This is a genomic window from Novosphingobium sp. JCM 18896, assembly GCF_025938095.1.
GTDB lineage: Bacteria > Pseudomonadota > Alphaproteobacteria > Sphingomonadales > Sphingomonadaceae > Novosphingobium.
Genome location: NZ_JAPCZF010000006.1, coordinates 119,819 through 135,279, shown reverse-complemented (window position 1 = coordinate 135,279; position 15,461 = coordinate 119,819). Strand labels below are relative to the sequence as shown.

The following is a 15,461-nucleotide window of genomic DNA, read 5'->3' as shown; positions in this document are numbered from 1 at the left end:
GGGCAACATTATGAAGAAGACCGCAATTCTCGCGCTGATGTCGTGTGCGTCGCTCGCGCTCGGTGGCTGTGCCGCCGCGCAGAAGTCGCTGATCGCCACGGCCAGCGAAGCACCGCAGCTCGCCAAGGTCACCTCGAGCCAGCGTGACCTGATCTACCTGCCGCCGCCGCCGGCGCCGGTTCCCATCGCCGTCTACTCGTTCACCGACCAGACCGGCCAGCTCAAGCCCTCGGAAAACATCCAGAGCCTGTCGCGCGCCGTCACCCAGGGTGGCACCTCGATCCTGATCAAGGCGCTGCGCGATGCCGGCAACGGCAACTGGTTCACGGTGGTCGAGCGCGAGCGTCTCGACAACCTGCTCAAGGAGCGCCAGATCATCCGCGAGATGCGTCAGCGCTACCTCGGTGAGCCCGAGACGCCGTCGAACGTCCTGCCCTCGCTGCTCTTCGCGGGTATCCTGCTCGAAGGCGGCATCGTCGGCTACGACAGCAACACGCAGACCGGCGGCCTCGGTGCCCGCTTCCTCGGCATCGGCGGCAACATGCAGTGGCGCCAGAACACGGTCACGATCTCGCTCCGCGCGATCTCGGTGAAGACCGGCGAGGTGCTCGGCAACGTCACCACGACCAAGACGGTCGCTTCGGTGGCGATGAACGCCAACGTCTTCAAGTTCGTCACCTTCGACGAGCTGCTCGAGGGCGAGGCCGGCATCTCGGCGAACGAGCCGATGCAGATCGCCACCCAGGCAGCCATCGAGAAGGCGGTCTACGCGCTCGTCCTCGAAGGCGCCCAGCCCGGTGCCCGTCAGCTCTGGAACTTCGCGGACAAGGCCGCGGGCGACAAGCTGCTGACCGACTACCAGGCCGAGAAGAACCGCGCGCTGAGCCAGGCCTGGCGCGACGCCGCCCCGGCCGACCGCCGCGCCGAGCGTCAGCGCAAGCAGGCGCGCACCGTCACCCCGCCGACGAGCACGCAGACCGTGCGCCCGGCGACCGCTCAGGCTTCGGTGCCGAAGGCGGCCCGCCCGTAAGGGCAAACCAATTCCGCACGGCCCGGTCGCGGCCGTGCGGTCCACCAACTCGGTCCCGGCCATCGGGGGAGTGCGACCAGTGCACCAGGGGGCAGCCACAAGGCTTCTGGCACGCACGGAATGACCGGAGAGAGAGAATCCGGTGATCCAAAACTGCCGCTCAAAAGAGCGGTATGCGTATGAAACAGGAGAAGAGTACCATGATTAAGAAGCTTCTTATCGGCGCCTCGGCGCTGGCCATGACCACGACCGTTGCTCACGCGCAGCTCGTTTCGCAGGCAACTCCGGACGCTGCTGTTGAAGTCAACATCAGCAAGAACACCACCGTTCCGGTGACGAGCAACTCGACGTTCGGCAACAACATCGGTAACCGCGATGCCACCACGCCGGTCAACAAGGCCACTGCCGTCATCAACGCCGTTACGGGTGCGGGTCTTCCGGCTCTGACCGACGCCGGCAACAAGGCAGCTGTCGATCAGGACGGCGACAGCAACAACGGCGTCATCGACCAGCAGGGCGGTCAGCGTGGTTGGGCTGCCATCAAGCAGAACGGCGATTCGAACTCGGCTGACATCGATCAGGACGAAACCGTTGGCGGCAATGCCAGCATCGCGAGCCGCAACGCTGCTTTCGTTCAGCAGATCGGCAACGGCCAGAAGGCTGAAGTCAACCAGGTCAAGGACAGCAACGTCGGTGGCCGCAACAACGCCAGCATCCAGCAGGGCGGTTTCTCGACCACCTTTGCCAATCCGGCCTTCCCGTTCGGTCCGGCGAACATCACTGTCACTCCGAACGGCCTCAACAACCAGGCCCGTGTCGATCAGACCGGTTCGGGCAACGATGCGAACATCGCTCAGGGTGTCGGTGCGGTTATCGTCGGTGGTCTGAACTACGCTTACGTTGAGCAGGTTCGCCTGACCGCCGGTGGCGTGAACTCGAACAACAGCGCCACGATCCAGCAGCGCTTCGACGGCAATGCTGCCATCTTCCAGCGTGGCGCCACCAACTCGACGGCTGTCATCGTGCAGGGCCTTGGCCTGCTGTCGGCCGGTGGCCTGGACAGCGATGTCGTTCAGACCGGTAACAACAACTACGCCGCCAACTATCAGGATGTGACCTTCGGCAGCGCCGACTCGTTCATCAAGCAGAACGGCAACAGCAACAAGGCGTTCGTGAACCAGTCGGGCGATCTGACGAACGGTGTCTCGACCGTTTTCCAGAACGGCAACTTCAACGACGCGCTGGTTCTGCAGACCGCCGCGCCGGTTTCGACCGCCACGGTTTCGCAGCTCGGCAACAGCAACGTTGCCACTGTCAAGCAGTAATGGGTTTTGCGGGGTGGCCTCGGCCACCCCGCGCCTTTCCCGAACGAAGCTGCGGCTTCGCTCCGGTAAGGTCATTCATCGAACGGCGCGCTTTTCAAGCGCAGCCGAGGGGGAAGTGAAATGAACGCGCAGTGGAAGAAGATCGGGCTCGTGGCACTGATGAGCGTCAGCGCCCTGGCCTTCGCCCCGATGGCATCCGCGCAGACCGCGCCGACCCTGTCCGAATTCCAGAACGCCTGCGTCGGCACGGCCAACGTGGCCTGCATCGCGCAGATCGGCGATCTCAACCAGACGACTATCGACCAGACCGGCGCGCAGAGCAGCCGTGCGGTCGTCTACATCGCCGGCAGCAACAATGGCACCGGTTCGATCCAGCACGGGTCGTCGGGGCAGCTCACGGTCTATGTGCCCGTGGTCCAGTCGACCCCGTCCAATCAGAACACCAACAATGGTGGCAGCAACAACGGCGGCGACAACAACGGTAAGAAGCCGAACAGCGGCGGCAGCAACAACGGCGGCGAGCAGGGCAATCCCGACAACAATGGCGGCACCAACAATGGTGGCTCGAACAACGGCAAGGGGCAGGCGCAGAGCCAGGCCCCCGCGCCGATCCTGACCGCTGGCATCACGGTTCCGGCCAATCTGCCTTCGGGTGTCATCAGCCAGCGTGGCCCGCGCAACAGCGCCGAAGTCACCATTCGCGGCAACAACAATGACTTCTATGTTTCGCAGGAAATTGGCGACAACCGTGCCTTCCAGACGATCACCGGCGACCTGAACGCCGCGGTCGTCATCCAGAGCGGCGGCGACTACAGTTCGCAGACGCAGACGGGCAACGGCAACTTCTCCTATGTCTCGCAGTCGGGTGGCGGTAACACCGCGACGACGTCGCAGGACGGCAGCTCGGACATCTGGCTCGAGCAGCAGGGTGGCGGTAACAGCGCCAATCTCCTGCAGACCGGCGGCGGCAACAGCATCGCCCTGCGCCAGACCGGCAATGTCGCGATTTCGATCTCGCAGTATGGCGGCCGCAGCATCGCCATCGAGCAGCAGGCCGGCATGAGCGGTTCGTCGCCGATCTCGATCACGCAGAACTGATGAAATTTGCCGCCTAGCGGCTTGAGGAGAACGTAATGGGCAACAGGGCAAAACAGATCGCGCTCGGCGCCGCATCGGCCCTTGCGCTCATGGCCGCTCCGGCGTCGGCACAGTTGGTCGATCGCAGCAACAGCGCGAGCACGGGCACGACGGTCACCGACATTCAGATCGCCGATACACCGCAGACCTTCCTCGACGATCAGGTGCTCGCCGAAGCGCTGAAGAAGGCGGCGGATGCGCAGATCGTCAGCGGCAGCGCCTTCAACAAGGGCGATGTCGCGGGTGCTGCGCGCGCCGCCTTCGGCAGCTCGGCCGCTAACATCATCGGTAACTTCAACCTCGACGAAGTGCCGGGCCTCGAGTTCACCACCGCCGGTAACAAGATCGCCGCCGAACAGGACGGCACTCGAAACCTTGCGACGATCAACCAGGAGCGCAGCCGTGGCGGCTGGGCCGTGGTCAACCAGGCGGGCGAGGACAACTCCACCGCGATCACCCAGGCCGATACCCGCGCTCCGGGGGAGGCTTCACGGAACCGCGCCTATGTCGGTCAGATCGGCTCCGCCACACCTTCGGGCTCGGGGCTCTATTCGAACACTGCCGAGATCGTGCAGACGCACAGCTCGTTCGATCCGACCCGCGCCGTGGCTTCGGGCATCAACGATCCCAACAATGCGACGATCCAGCAGGGCGGCACGCGTGACCTCAACCTGCGCGACGTGCCTGTCTCCGCCACCGCGCGATCGGCGCAGAACCGCGCGCGCATCGAGCAGACCGGGGCGGGCAACGACGGCGTGATCCAGCAGGGTCTCGAGACCGCCGCGCTCTATGCCTTCGAACTCGGCGATCAGGTCGGTCGCAACAACCGCGCAATCATGACCCAGGTCGGCATCGGCAACCGCGCCGTCATCCTCCAGGAAGACGATGCCAATGCGATCACTCGCCAGTACGGCTCGGACAACGAAGCCTTCGTCTCGCAGAACGGCGACGTGCTCGACGGTGGCCAGTACAGCCTGATCGAGCAGGGTGCGCCCGAACTCCCCGACGTGAATAGCAATGTCGCGGTCGTGTTCCAGCGTGGTATCCTGCAGGAATCGCTGGTTCGCCAGCTTTCCAGCCGCAACCAGGCCTTTGTCAACCAGACGGCGGAATCGGGCTATGCCAAGTCCGCGATCGAGCAGCGCGGCGGCACCGACAATTTTGCCAGCGTGTTCCAGTCGGCGCCGTCGAGCACGGTCGATCAGGGCGTCTATAGCGCGATCGTGCAGAATGGTAACAGCAACGAGGCCTGGGTCTCGCAGCGCGTCGCTTCGAGCGCGAGCGCGATTTCGCAGACAGGCGACCGCAACTTCGCTAGTGTGCGCCAATAACGTCGCACCGCACGAGGATACCTGACATGAAACTGCGCCTGCTTCTTTCGCTTTCGGCCGTCGCGGCGATCGCGACCGCCGGTGCGGTCTCCGCGCAGCGGAGTGATCTCAGCGTCGATCAGGTTACGCCGAACGCCAATCGCGCGGTCGAGCAGATCGGCAATGCCGATGCCCGGCACTCGCCGGGCATGACCCAGGTCAGCCGCAACGCCGTGCCCGCTGCGCCCAATCAGGTTTCGAGCCCGCGCGCCGGTCGCGATCCCGCGCTCGGCCAGCTCTCGACGCGCGCCGCGGGCAATGCCCCGACCGCGCAGCTCTCGACGCGCAACACGCCTACCGGCGTCGCCGCGCTGCCGCCGGGCCTCGCCGATGCCTGCGACCGCGCCGCGGCCGGGCAGGGACCCGCGCCCAAGGGCGTCGACTGCTCGATCGTCGTCCAGGCCGCGCCGCCGGCCGTGCTCGTCTCGGCCGAGCAGACCCTGCTGACCACCGACAACGAGCGCGACGGCCAGCGCATCGCCGCCGAACGCTTCGCGCGCGGCAATGCCCCCGACGCCGGCGAGGTCGCGCTGCGCCTGCAGACCGGCGACATCGCGAACTCGCCCGTCGCCCAGGCCGTCGCCGCCCAGGCCGCGGCCGCGGCCGTGCAGAACGCCGCCGCGGGCACGCCCGGCACCGTCAGCGCCGGCGGTGCGACGATCGTCCCCGGCGGCGCCAGCCTCGGCGCCCCGCCGGCCGGCAACTGAGCCCATGCGCGTCTGGCTCGCCGGGCTGCTTGCGGCCTTTGGCGCTACGCCCGTGACCGCTGCGCAACCCGAGCCCGTGAAAGTCTGGATCGCCGCCGAACCCGTCGCGGGCGGCGGCGAGGTCTTCGTCGGCTATGCCAGCGCCGATTCGGCGTTAACCCTGCGCTATCAACTCGTCGGCGAAAAGCGGGGATCCGGCGGACATTCGAGCGTGTCGCAGGGCGGCCAGGTGGCGGTCACACCCGGCTCGGCGGCGCGTCTGTCGCAGGTCTCGTTCGGTCGGCTCGGCGAATCGGACCATTATTCCATACACTTGCGTGTCTACGAGGGCGTAGAACTACGGGGGGAGACCGTTCTCGATAGGTAAATATCGGTTAACTCTGGCCAAGAACTACGTTTTTACCGCCGGCGCATAAATTCTGCCTCATCGAACATCCGAGAGAAGGCAGCAGAAAAATGCGCAAGATCGACATCATGATTTCGGCCGCGACTGCGGCTCTTTCTTTCGCCGCCGCGACGCCCGCGATGGCCGTCCAGTCCGATGCTTTCGTCGACCAGGTCAGCCTCGGTGCGGCCAAGTCGGCAGGCATCGAGCAGGTCGCCCCGCGCGCCGCCGCCAGCACTTTCGTCGCCCAGGTCGAGACGGCCGATAGCGGCAACACCTACAGCTTCCAGGCGACCACCGAAGTGATCCGCTTCGCCGACGCCGCTTCGGCCGAGCAGATCTCGCCGGGCCTGAACTCGCGCGGCGGCGGTGCCGAACTCGCTTTCCTGGGCCTGGGTCTCGACCTCGGCAAGTTCCAGCGCGTCTCGGGTGAAGGCAAGGCCTCGTACACCGACAGCAACAACAACACCCAGCAGTACGCCTGGAACGGCAATGACAACCTCCAGGTCGCCCTCCAGCGCGGCGCGGACAACTTCGCTTCGCTCGAGACCGTGGGCAACGGCAACGTCGGCTTCATCCTGCAGGACGGCCAGGGCAACCGCGCCACGACCCAGCAGTTCGCCGACAACGCCTTCGCCTCGATCCTGCAGTTCGGCAACCAGAACCAGGCTTCGGTCTACCAGGGCACCAATTCCAGCGTGGCCTTCGTCTCGCAGAACGGCATCGGCAACGTGGTTTCGATCCGCCAGTAATTGCCCCGGTAAGGGGGGCCGCGTCACCGGCGCCTCCCCGCTTACGGGCCGAGACGGCAGCAGCGGCGCAAGCCCTGCTGCCGTTTTGCTTTGTGCGGCAGTCTGGCGGCGGAATGCGGCGCCAATGGCAGCTGTCAAGAAAACGCCCGAAACGGGGGCGGCCGCGGTCCGGGTCAGGCCTGGAAGTAGTCGCGGTACCAGGCGACGAAACGCCTAACCCCTTCGCGCACATCGGTTTTCGGGCTGTAGCCGGTCAGGCTCTGGAGCAGCGAGGCGTCGGCCCAGGTCGCCGGAACGTCGCCGGGCTGCATGTCCATGTAGTTGCGCACCGCCTTCTTGCCGAGCTCCTGCTCGATCGCGTCGATGAAGTCCTCGAGCCGGATTTTGTCGCTGTTTCCGATATTTACCACGCGGAACGGCGCCACCGGCGAGAGGCTGTCGCCCGCCGGAATCGCCGCCCGGTCGGCCGGCCTGACCGGCACTGCGTCGATCAAGAGCCTGATTCCATGGACCAAATCCTCGACATAGGTGAAGTCGCGCCACATCTGCCCATGGTTGTAGATGTCGATCGGCGTCCCCTCGAGGATGCCCTTGGTGAACTTGAACAGCGCCATGTCGGGCCGGCCCCAGGGGCCGTAGACCGTGAAGAAGCGGAACATCGTGACCGGCAGGTTCCACAGGTGGGCATAGGAATGGCCCATCTCTTCGTTGGCTTTTTTCGTGGCCGCATAGATGGTTAGCGGCGTGTCGCACTTCTGCGTTTCGCCGAAGGGCATGTCCTCGTTGGCACCGTAGACCGACGAGGTCGAGGCCATCAGCAGGTGCTGCACCCCCAGTTCGCGCGCCACTTCCATGACGTTGAACGTGCCGGTGATGTTGGTGTCGATATAGGTGCGCGGATGCTCGAGGCTGTAGCGCACCCCGGCCTGGGCGGCGAGGTGGACGATCGCATCGGGCCTGGCCTGGTGCGCGAAGTCCATCAGGCGCTGGTGATCGAGGATGTCGAATTCCTCGGCGCTGAAGGCGTTGCTCTCGCGCAGCATGGCGTGGCGGCGGTGCTTGATGCCGACGTCGTAGTAGTCGGTGATCGCATCGACGCCGACGACGCGGAAGCCCTCGGCGAGGAGGTGGCGGGCGAGGTGGAAGCCGATGAAGCCGGCCGTGCCGGTGACGAGGACGGTGCGCATGGCCGGTTTGCTTATGCCTTCATGGTTAACGATCGCCTACCTGTTGCCCTATAGTCGAACCTGTCGCCGTATGGCGACCGATCGCGGTGCGATGATCGGACCTCGGCATGCGGTATCCCGGTACAACTTTCACTGCACTGCACAAATAATCTGGTTATGCTTGGCTCATGAACGCACAATCGCTCCGCAAGCCGGTCCGCAAAGCAGTGTTTCCGGTGGCCGGTCTCGGCACCCGTTTCCTTCCCGCCACCAAGGCCATCCCCAAGGAGATGTTGCCGATCATTGATCGCCCTCTGATCCAGTACGCGGTCGACGAGGCGCGCGAGGCGGGGATCGACCAACTGATCTTCGTCACCGGTCGCGGCAAGACGGCAATGGTCGAACATTTCGACCACGCCTTCGAGCTCGAGACGACGATGCGCGATCGCAGCAAGAACCTCGACGCGCTCGAGCGGACCTGGGTGCAGCCGGGCAATCTGATCACGGTGCGCCAGCAGGTGCCGCTTGGGCTCGGTCACGCGATCTGGTGCGCGCGCGCGATCGTCGGTGACGAGCCTTTCGCGATCTTTCTGCCCGACGAACTGATGGTCGGATCGCCGGGCTGCATGAAGCAGATGGTCGAGGCTTACAACGAGATCGGCGGCAACCTGATCAGCGTCCTCGAAGTCCCGCGCGAGGAGGTGCCGAGCTACGGCGTGATCGCGCCCGGGCAGCGGCTCGACGGTTTCGGCGGCGCTCTGACCGAGGTGCGCGGCCTGGTCGAAAAGCCGAAGCTCGAGGAGGCGCCCTCGAACCTCATCATTTCAGGGCGTTACATTCTCCAGCCCGAGGTCATGCGCACGCTCGAGAGCCAGGAGAAGGGTGCGGGCGGCGAGATCCAGCTGACCGATGCCATGGCGCGGATGATCGGCGAGCAGCCGTTCCACGCGGTGACCTTCGCCGGCCGGCGGTTCGACTGCGGTTCGAAGATCGGCTTCGTCGAGGCGACCCTGGCGCTCGCGCTCGAACGTCCCGACATGGCCGACGACATTCGCCAGATCGCGCGGCGTCTGCTCGACTGAGTTGCTGGTTGGCGGGCCGGTCGCGCCGGCCCGCCTACGGGCCTCAGCGGCCGATGCCGTGATAGACGAGGCCGGCGGCCTCGGCGGCGCTGCGATCGTAGATGTTGCGCAGGTCCACCAGCACCGGCTGTGCGAGCTTTTCGCGCATGCGGCGCAGGTCGAGCGCGCGATAGGCATCCCATTCGGTGACGATCACCGCAGCGGTCGCGCCTTCGATCGCCTCCCACGGATCGTCGGTGAACACCACGTCGTCGAGCACCTTGCGCGCCTGGTCCACGCCTTCCGGATCGCAGGCGGCGATCGTCGCGCCGGCGTCCTGGAGCGCGCGGATGATCGCGATCGAGGGCGAATCGCGCATGTCGTCGGTGTTCGGCTTGAAGGTCAGGCCGAGGATCGCAACGCGCTTGCCGCGGACGTCGCCACCGGCCGCGGCGATCACCTTGCGGCCCATCGCGCGCTTGCGCTGATCGTTGACCGAGACGACGGCCTCGACGATGCGTTGCGGCGCCTCGAAGTCCTGCGCAGTCTTGAGCAGCGCGATCGTGTCCTTGGGGAAGCAGGAGCCGCCGTAGCCGGGCCCGGCATTCAGGAACTTCGAGCCGATGCGATTGTCGAGCCCGATGCCGCGCGCGACGTCGCGCACGTCGGCGCCGACCTTCTCGCAGAGATCGGCCATCTCGTTGATGAAGGTGATCTTGGTCGCGAGGAAGGCGTTGCCCGCATATTTCGTGAGCTCGGCACCGCGACGGCTCATCTCGATCAGCGGTGACTTGCCGCCGAGGAACAGCGGTCGGTAGATCTCGCGCATGACCTCGAGCCCGCGCTCGTCCTCGCCACCGATGACGATGCGGTCGGGGTGCTTGAAGTCGGCGATCGCCGCGCCCTCGCGCAGGAACTCGGGGTTCGAGATCACGGCGAACTCGGCCTGCGGATTGGTCTCGCGGATAATGCGCTCGACCTCGTCGCCGGTGCCGACGGGGACGGTGGACTTGTTGACCACCACGGTGAAGCCGTCGATCGCCTGCGCGATCTCCTGCGCGGCGCCATAGGCATAGGACAGGTCCGCATAGCCGTCGCCGCGGCGCGAAGGGGTGCCGACGGCGATGAAGACGGCGTCGGCGCCGCGCACGGCCGAGGCGAGATCGGCGGTGAACGAGAGGCGCTTGGCCTTGACGTTGCTCGCGACGAGATGGTCGAGGCCGGGCTCGAAGATCGGGATCTCGCCGGCGTTCAGCGCGGCGATCTTGGTTTCGTCCTTGTCGACGCAGACGACGTCATGTCCGAAATCGGAGAAGCAGGCGCCGGAAACGAGGCCCACATAGCCCGATCCTATCATCGCGATGCGCATTCGGAGATTGTCCCTTGTTAATCTGGTGCCGCGTGATCGCGCGACGGCGTCTCGCCCGCGATATAGCGGAACGATGACGGAACGCGGAAGCCGTTAGCATGCTGCGCGGGCTTTCGACAGGAGGGGCGGGCGTTGCGATTCGCCGCGTGCCCGGTGCGGCAGGACCAAGACAGCTTTGCCGACCCGCGGCCGGCGCATAAAAGGGGGGCGGATGCGAGCGGGGGCTCGGCTGTAAGCGGGTGAAAATAACAGATTACGACAAGAAAATGTCGCCTGCGCGGAGCGGGCGGCGCCCCCTTTCTGCGCCCGGAATCGGGCTCGTGGAAGCCCCGATCAGTGCCAGCCAACGGTCCGTCGTATTCCTGAGTTTTTGTACACTTTTGAACGCTTTACGGGGTATTCCTAATCTTCATTTACCGTCGATCACCACAGAAAATTGAGCCCCGCGAGGCATATACCCGCTCACTGCAACGGGGTTCCTAAATGTCTATCAATCTTACCGCCGGTTCGCTGTCGGCGTCGGACTTTCTTTCCACTCTTGGGGTCAACACGCATTCCGGTTTCGTCATGGATGGCTACGCCAATACGGCGCTGGTCATCAAAAGCCTCAACTATCTGGGTATCGACACGGTCCGCGATGCCTTCTCGGCACAGGGCGCCGCGCAGCAGGCGCTGACCGCGCTGGCCGATGCCGGCATCAAGTTCGACTTCATTCTCTCCCCGCAGGCGACCACGGCCGATCTGCAGACCTGGGTCAAGAACGTCGGCGCTTTCGCCAAGGGCAATCCCGGCGCGGTGATCGCGGTCGAAGGCCTCAACGAGGTCGACCTCAACGCGGTCAACTTCAACGGCAACACCACGTTGGCCGGCGCCGCGGCGGCGCAGCAAGTGCTCTATGGCGCGGTTAAGACGAACGCCGATCTCGCCGGCATACCGGTGATCAATCTCTCGATCGGGCATGAGGACGCCAGCAAGTACGCGGCGGTCGGCAATCTTTCGCTCTATGCCGACTATGGCAACTCGCACGCCTATACCGCCACCGGTGGGAGCGCCGACGCGCAACAGGAACGCCTGCTCGCGCTCGCGACCAATGCCGTCGGCGGTCAGAAGGTCTTCATCACCGAGACCGGCTATACCACGCACGAAACCGAGGATCGCCTGGGCGTCAACCAGTCGAGCCAGGCCAAGCTGACCCTGACGGCGCTGTTCAACGCCTTCGAGAACGGCTCGGCCCAGACCTTCCTCTACGAGCTGTTCGACAGCAACCAGACCACCGACAAGGGCGATCGCGAGCGGAATTTCGGTCTGTTCGAGCACGATGGCACGCCCAAGCTCGCGGCCGTGGCACTGCACAACCTGACCACGGTGCTCGGCAATGCCAGCGCCAGCGGCACGGCCGTCACCAGCGGCACCCAGTTCACCGCCACGGGTCTGCCGTCGGACGGGCACGCGCTGACCTTGGCCAAGGGCGAGGGCGTCTACGACATCGTGCTGTGGCGCGACGTGCAGGTCTGGAACGACGTCCAGAACGTCGAGAACACCACGGCTGCGGTCCAGACCAAGGTCGAGTTCGGATCGGTCCAGGAAAGCGTCTACGTCTACGATCCGATCGCCGGCTCGAGCCCGGTCGCGGTTTATCACAACGTGAGTGCGGTGACCCTGGCGGTCGGCGATCGGCCGCTCATCGTCGAAGTCGGGGCATCGGGGCCGGTCACGCCAGCCGCCGATACCACGCCGGCCGAAATGACGATGACTGCCGCCGATTTCGTGGCGCAGCTCGATCAACTAGCCGACAATCCGCAGCTCACGAAAATCGTCCTCAGCGACACGCACAAGCTCGCGGTCTCGACCAACGAGACGCTGAAGTACATCATCGCCAACTATGGCGACGTGCTGGCCAAGGTCGATGGTGGCTATTCGTTCGTCGTCGCGCTGACCGGGACGAATTGGGAGAAGGACCAGAACTACGACGCCAGCGGCAAGCTCGTGGCGACGACTGATATCGCCTTTACCAACGGCGTGAAGCAGTACGAGCAGACCGTTGGTACCGACGGTTCGCGCAGCGTGTCGCGCTATACGGGCGGCAAGATCATCGAGCGTGTCGATGTCTCGGCGGCCGGTTTGCGGGTGACCACGAGCTTCGACGCGGTCACCGGGTTCAAGCTCTGGACGAAGTCCGAAGCGCCCGATGGCTCGTCGATCTCGACGAACTTCACCAACAACCTGGCGACCAGCATCTCGAAGGTGACCGCGACGGGCGAACGCAGCGTCGAGGTGCTGGGCACGGGCAGCGCGCGCACGGTCAACTCGGTCAGCGCCGACGGCACCAAGACGGCGATGACCTACGACGCCGAGGGCAAGCTGACCAACAAGCAGGTCACCAAGGCGGACGGCAGCGGCGAGGCCACCGCCTACAACCTGACCGGGCTGCCCTATACGCAGCAGCAGCAATACCTCGACCAGTCGGGCAAGGTCACGGGCGTGGTCCGCACGCGCGCTGACGGTACGCTCTATTCGACCGAGAACTACGGTGCGACCGGGGCCAAGGCGTTCTCGAGCTACGATACGGCGGGCAAGCTGGCTTCGACCACGCGGATCGAGGCGAATGGAGCAAAGCTGATCTCGACCTACAACAGTTCGGGCGTGGCGATCTCGACGCTGCAGGTCGACGTTTCGGGGACGAAGACCACCAAGCTCTACGACGCGACGACGGGCGCTCTGACGCACAAGACGGTCGTAAACGCCAACGGGACCGGTGAATCGTTCGCCTACAAGCTGACGGGCCTGGCCTACACGCAGCAGCACCAGTATTTCGACGCGACGGGCAAAGTCACCGCGGTCGTGCGCGAACGCGCCGATGGCACGCTCTATTCGACCGAGAACTACGCCGCGAGCGGTGCCAAGGCGCTCGCGACCTATGACACGGCGGGCAAGCTCGCCAGCTCGACCCGCATCGAGGCCGACGGCACCAAGCAGACCTTCACTTACAACGCGGCCGGCGCGAAGCTGACCTCGCTGATTACCGATCTCGCCGGAACCACGGTTACGAAGAGCTTCGATCCGACGACCGGTGCGCTGACCAAGCATGCCGTGGTGGGAACGACCGATTCGACCTTGATCGGCGGTGCGGGCGACCAGACCCTGCTCGGTGGCTCGGGCAACGATCTGATCGACGGCGGCGCGGGCAACGACGTGCTCTCGGGCGGCACGGGAACCGACACGGTATCCTACGAATCGGCCACGGCCGGCGTGACGGTCAATCTCGGTCTCGGTCGTCAGGACACGATCGGCGCGGGTATCGACACGCTGTCGGGTTTCGAGAACCTGACCGGCTCGGCCTTCGACGACGTGCTGTTCGGCAATGCCGGCGACAACGTCATCATGGGCGGTGCGGGCAACGACAGGATCATCGGGGGCGGTGGTGCCGACACGATGTTCGGCGGCGCCGGGGCGGATACGTTCCTGCTCCAGACGATGGCTCAGTCGACCAATGAGGCGCGCGACGTGATCCGCGACTTCAATCGTGCCGAGGGCGACATCATCGATCTCTCGCAGATCGATGCGATCGCGGGCACGGCGAACAACGACAAGTTCACCTTCGTCGAGACCGGTGCCTTCACGGGCAAGGCCGGACAGCTCATCGCGGTTGCGGAGTCGCCGAACCACTTCCTCGTTCAGGGCGACGTGAACGGCGACGGCAAGGCCGATTTCAGCTTCTGGGTCGACTCCCCGGCGCCGCTGAACGCGAGCTGCTTCATGCTCTGATCCTGCGCCGGCCCCCTCTCGAACCGAGGGGGCCGGCTAGGGTGCGCTGCACAATTTTTCGGCCTTGGCCGAAGCGCGATACTGTTAATCCATCGCAATCCAGCAACGGCTGGCGACAAAGCGCTGGCAGCGCGCAACGCTGCAGCGCAGTAAAAGCCGCAGATGACGGCACTCAATCCGCAGCGGCGCTTCGCCGGCCGCCTGGCATCGCGTCGCCGCGCGGCGCTTATGCTCGTGGCCGCGATGCTGCCCTCGCCCGCTCTGGCACAGACCGAACGCGAAAAGCTCGAGGCCCTGCCGGCGACCGAGCAGAACGGCTTCAACCTGCGCGCCGCGGTCCAGGCGACCTACGATAGCAACATCTTTCGCACCAACGACGACGTCGCGCCGAAGGTCGACGACATCATCGTCACGCCGACCGTCGAGGCGCGGTTCAATCGCACGACCGGTCCGAACAGCCTGAGCGTTTCGGCGCTGGCAGGCTATGATCGCTTCCTGTCCAACGGCGAGCGCAGCAAGCCGCGCTTCGTCGGGCGGATCGGCGGCAAGATCGCGGTGCTCAATCCCTGCACGGTGAGCCCCAAGGCCTCCTACCGCGCTGAGCGTGCCAACTACGGCGATCTCAACAGTGCGGTCGAGAACCAGCAGCGCTTCAGCGAACTCGGCGTGGCCGTGTCGTGCGAGCGGCCCGCGGGTATCTATCCCAAGGCCTCCTACCTGCGCACGACCACACGCAACGAGGACGCCTTCGATTTCGCCGATCAGACCTCGAACATCTACACGGCCAGCCTGAACTTCGCGAAGCCCAGCTTCGGCGTCCTGCAATTGGCGGTGCAGCGTGAAGAGGCGCGTCGTGACAGGCTCGGCTATACCAACCGCGTCGACCGTGCCGGCGTGATCTTCGACCGCGCGATCTCGTCGCGCCTGTCCGCGCACATCGACGTCCACGCACTACGCGTCCGGCCGACGGTCGCGACGATCCAGAAGTACGACGGCCTGGGCTGGGACGTGTCGGCGACCACGCGGGTGCTGAGCCCGATGGTCATCACGCTGGGATCGCGGCGGACCGTGGTCAACGACAGCCTGATCACCACCGGCTACGTGCTGCAGAACGCCTATACCGCGCGGCTGCGCTTGCCCTTGAGCAGCCTGACCGAGATCGAAGGCAGTGTCGAGCGGCGCGACCGCCGCTTCCGGCACGAGACGATCACCAATCGCTCGCCGATCGACCGGGATCGTGTCTGGGCCGCCGAACTCAACCTGCGGCGCAAGCTGACCGAACGATTCAAGCTGGTCGGCGGCGCGGGCTACTACAGCCGAGCGACCGACGATGCGGTGGTCGGCAACTACAAGGCCTTTACCGTGACCTTGGGGGCGGAGGCGGTTTTCTAGCA

Annotated in this window: 12 protein-coding genes; 10 read left to right on the top strand and 2 right to left on the bottom strand. The window is 65.2% G+C overall.

Features of this window, described 5'->3' with window-relative positions; genetic code table 11:
* The first annotated feature begins 10 nt into the window (after positions 1–10).
* The 7 genes from OLX23_RS20480 (at position 11) to OLX23_RS20450 (ending at position 6,706) form a co-directional block, all read left to right on the top strand.
* Entirely contained in the window at positions 11–1,030 is a 1,020-nt protein-coding gene (locus OLX23_RS20480) for a CsgG/HfaB family protein (RefSeq protein WP_264446993.1), read from the top strand.
* A 200-nt stretch (positions 1,031–1,230) separates the two neighbouring features.
* A complete protein-coding gene (locus OLX23_RS20475; protein WP_264446992.1) occupies positions 1,231–2,355 on the top strand; it encodes a hypothetical protein in 1,125 nt (374 codons plus the stop codon).
* 120 nt (positions 2,356–2,475) lie between these two features.
* Positions 2,476–3,453 carry a hypothetical protein gene (locus OLX23_RS20470; protein WP_264446991.1) on the top strand — a complete coding sequence of 326 codons (978 nt, stop codon included), beginning with the start codon at positions 2,476–2,478 and terminating at the stop codon, positions 3,451–3,453.
* Positions 3,454–3,488: 35 nt separating this feature from the next.
* Entirely contained in the window at positions 3,489–4,823 is a 1,335-nt protein-coding gene (locus OLX23_RS20465; RefSeq protein ID WP_264446990.1) for a hypothetical protein, read from the top strand.
* Positions 4,824–4,849: 26 nt separating this feature from the next.
* Positions 4,850–5,569, top strand: a complete 720-nt coding sequence (locus OLX23_RS20460; RefSeq protein WP_264446989.1) for a hypothetical protein — start codon at positions 4,850–4,852, stop codon at positions 5,567–5,569.
* 4 nt (positions 5,570–5,573) lie between these two features.
* On the top strand, positions 5,574–5,936 hold the full coding sequence (gene csgH, locus OLX23_RS20455; protein WP_264446988.1) for a curli-like amyloid fiber formation chaperone CsgH: 363 nt from the start codon (positions 5,574–5,576) through the stop codon (positions 5,934–5,936).
* 89 nt (positions 5,937–6,025) lie between these two features.
* Positions 6,026–6,706 (top strand): hypothetical protein, encoded by a 681-nt coding sequence (locus OLX23_RS20450; protein WP_264446987.1) that lies wholly within the window; start codon positions 6,026–6,028, stop codon positions 6,704–6,706.
* 173 nt (positions 6,707–6,879) lie between these two features.
* Here the strand turns inward: OLX23_RS20450 and OLX23_RS20445 are convergent, their stop codons facing one another.
* Positions 6,880–7,893 carry an SDR family NAD(P)-dependent oxidoreductase gene (locus OLX23_RS20445; protein ID WP_264446986.1) on the bottom strand — a complete coding sequence of 338 codons (1,014 nt, stop codon included), beginning with the start codon at positions 7,891–7,893 and terminating at the stop codon, positions 6,880–6,882.
* A gap of 167 nt (positions 7,894–8,060) precedes the next feature.
* Between OLX23_RS20445 and OLX23_RS20440 the strand changes: the two genes are divergently transcribed.
* The gene (locus OLX23_RS20440) at positions 8,061–8,954 is read left to right on the top strand and encodes a UTP--glucose-1-phosphate uridylyltransferase (protein ID WP_264446985.1); all 894 of its coding nucleotides are present in this window, start codon (positions 8,061–8,063) and stop codon (positions 8,952–8,954) included.
* Between the two features lie 43 nt (positions 8,955–8,997).
* Here the strand turns inward: OLX23_RS20440 and OLX23_RS20435 are convergent, their stop codons facing one another.
* Complete coding sequence (locus OLX23_RS20435; RefSeq protein WP_264446984.1) at positions 8,998–10,302, bottom strand: UDP-glucose dehydrogenase family protein; 1,305 nt, start codon at positions 10,300–10,302, stop codon at positions 8,998–9,000.
* Between the two features lie 483 nt (positions 10,303–10,785).
* Here OLX23_RS20435 and OLX23_RS20430 point away from each other — a divergent pair, with 483 nt between their 5' ends.
* Positions 10,786–14,067 (top strand): calcium-binding protein, encoded by a 3,282-nt coding sequence (locus OLX23_RS20430; protein WP_264446983.1) that lies wholly within the window; start codon positions 10,786–10,788, stop codon positions 14,065–14,067.
* A 162-nt stretch (positions 14,068–14,229) separates the two neighbouring features.
* The gene (locus tag OLX23_RS20425) at positions 14,230–15,459 is read left to right on the top strand and encodes an outer membrane beta-barrel protein (protein ID WP_264446982.1); all 1,230 of its coding nucleotides are present in this window, start codon (positions 14,230–14,232) and stop codon (positions 15,457–15,459) included.
* Positions 15,460–15,461 lie beyond the last annotated feature (2 nt).

Excerpts from the sequence above, each read along its gene's own strand:
- OLX23_RS20450 (WP_264446987.1), top strand. The coding sequence starts at position 6,026 with ATGCGCAAGATCGACATCATGATTTCGGCCGCGACTGCGGCTCTTTCT.
- OLX23_RS20465 (WP_264446990.1), top strand. The coding sequence starts at position 3,489 with ATGGGCAACAGGGCAAAACAGATCGCGCTCGGCGCCGCATCGGCCCTT.
- OLX23_RS20435 (WP_264446984.1), bottom strand. The coding sequence starts at position 10,302 with ATGCGCATCGCGATGATAGGATCGGGCTATGTGGGCCTCGTTTCCGGC.
- OLX23_RS20425 (WP_264446982.1), top strand. The coding sequence starts at position 14,230 with ATGACGGCACTCAATCCGCAGCGGCGCTTCGCCGGCCGCCTGGCATCG.
- OLX23_RS20470 (WP_264446991.1), top strand. The coding sequence starts at position 2,476 with ATGAACGCGCAGTGGAAGAAGATCGGGCTCGTGGCACTGATGAGCGTC.
- OLX23_RS20440 (WP_264446985.1), top strand. The coding sequence starts at position 8,061 with ATGAACGCACAATCGCTCCGCAAGCCGGTCCGCAAAGCAGTGTTTCCG.
- OLX23_RS20480 (WP_264446993.1), top strand. The coding sequence starts at position 11 with ATGAAGAAGACCGCAATTCTCGCGCTGATGTCGTGTGCGTCGCTCGCG.
- OLX23_RS20460 (WP_264446989.1), top strand. The coding sequence starts at position 4,850 with ATGAAACTGCGCCTGCTTCTTTCGCTTTCGGCCGTCGCGGCGATCGCG.
- OLX23_RS20475 (WP_264446992.1), top strand. The coding sequence starts at position 1,231 with ATGATTAAGAAGCTTCTTATCGGCGCCTCGGCGCTGGCCATGACCACG.
- OLX23_RS20445 (WP_264446986.1), bottom strand. The coding sequence starts at position 7,893 with ATGCGCACCGTCCTCGTCACCGGCACGGCCGGCTTCATCGGCTTCCAC.
- OLX23_RS20430 (WP_264446983.1), top strand. The coding sequence starts at position 10,786 with ATGTCTATCAATCTTACCGCCGGTTCGCTGTCGGCGTCGGACTTTCTT.
- csgH (WP_264446988.1), top strand. The coding sequence starts at position 5,574 with ATGCGCGTCTGGCTCGCCGGGCTGCTTGCGGCCTTTGGCGCTACGCCC.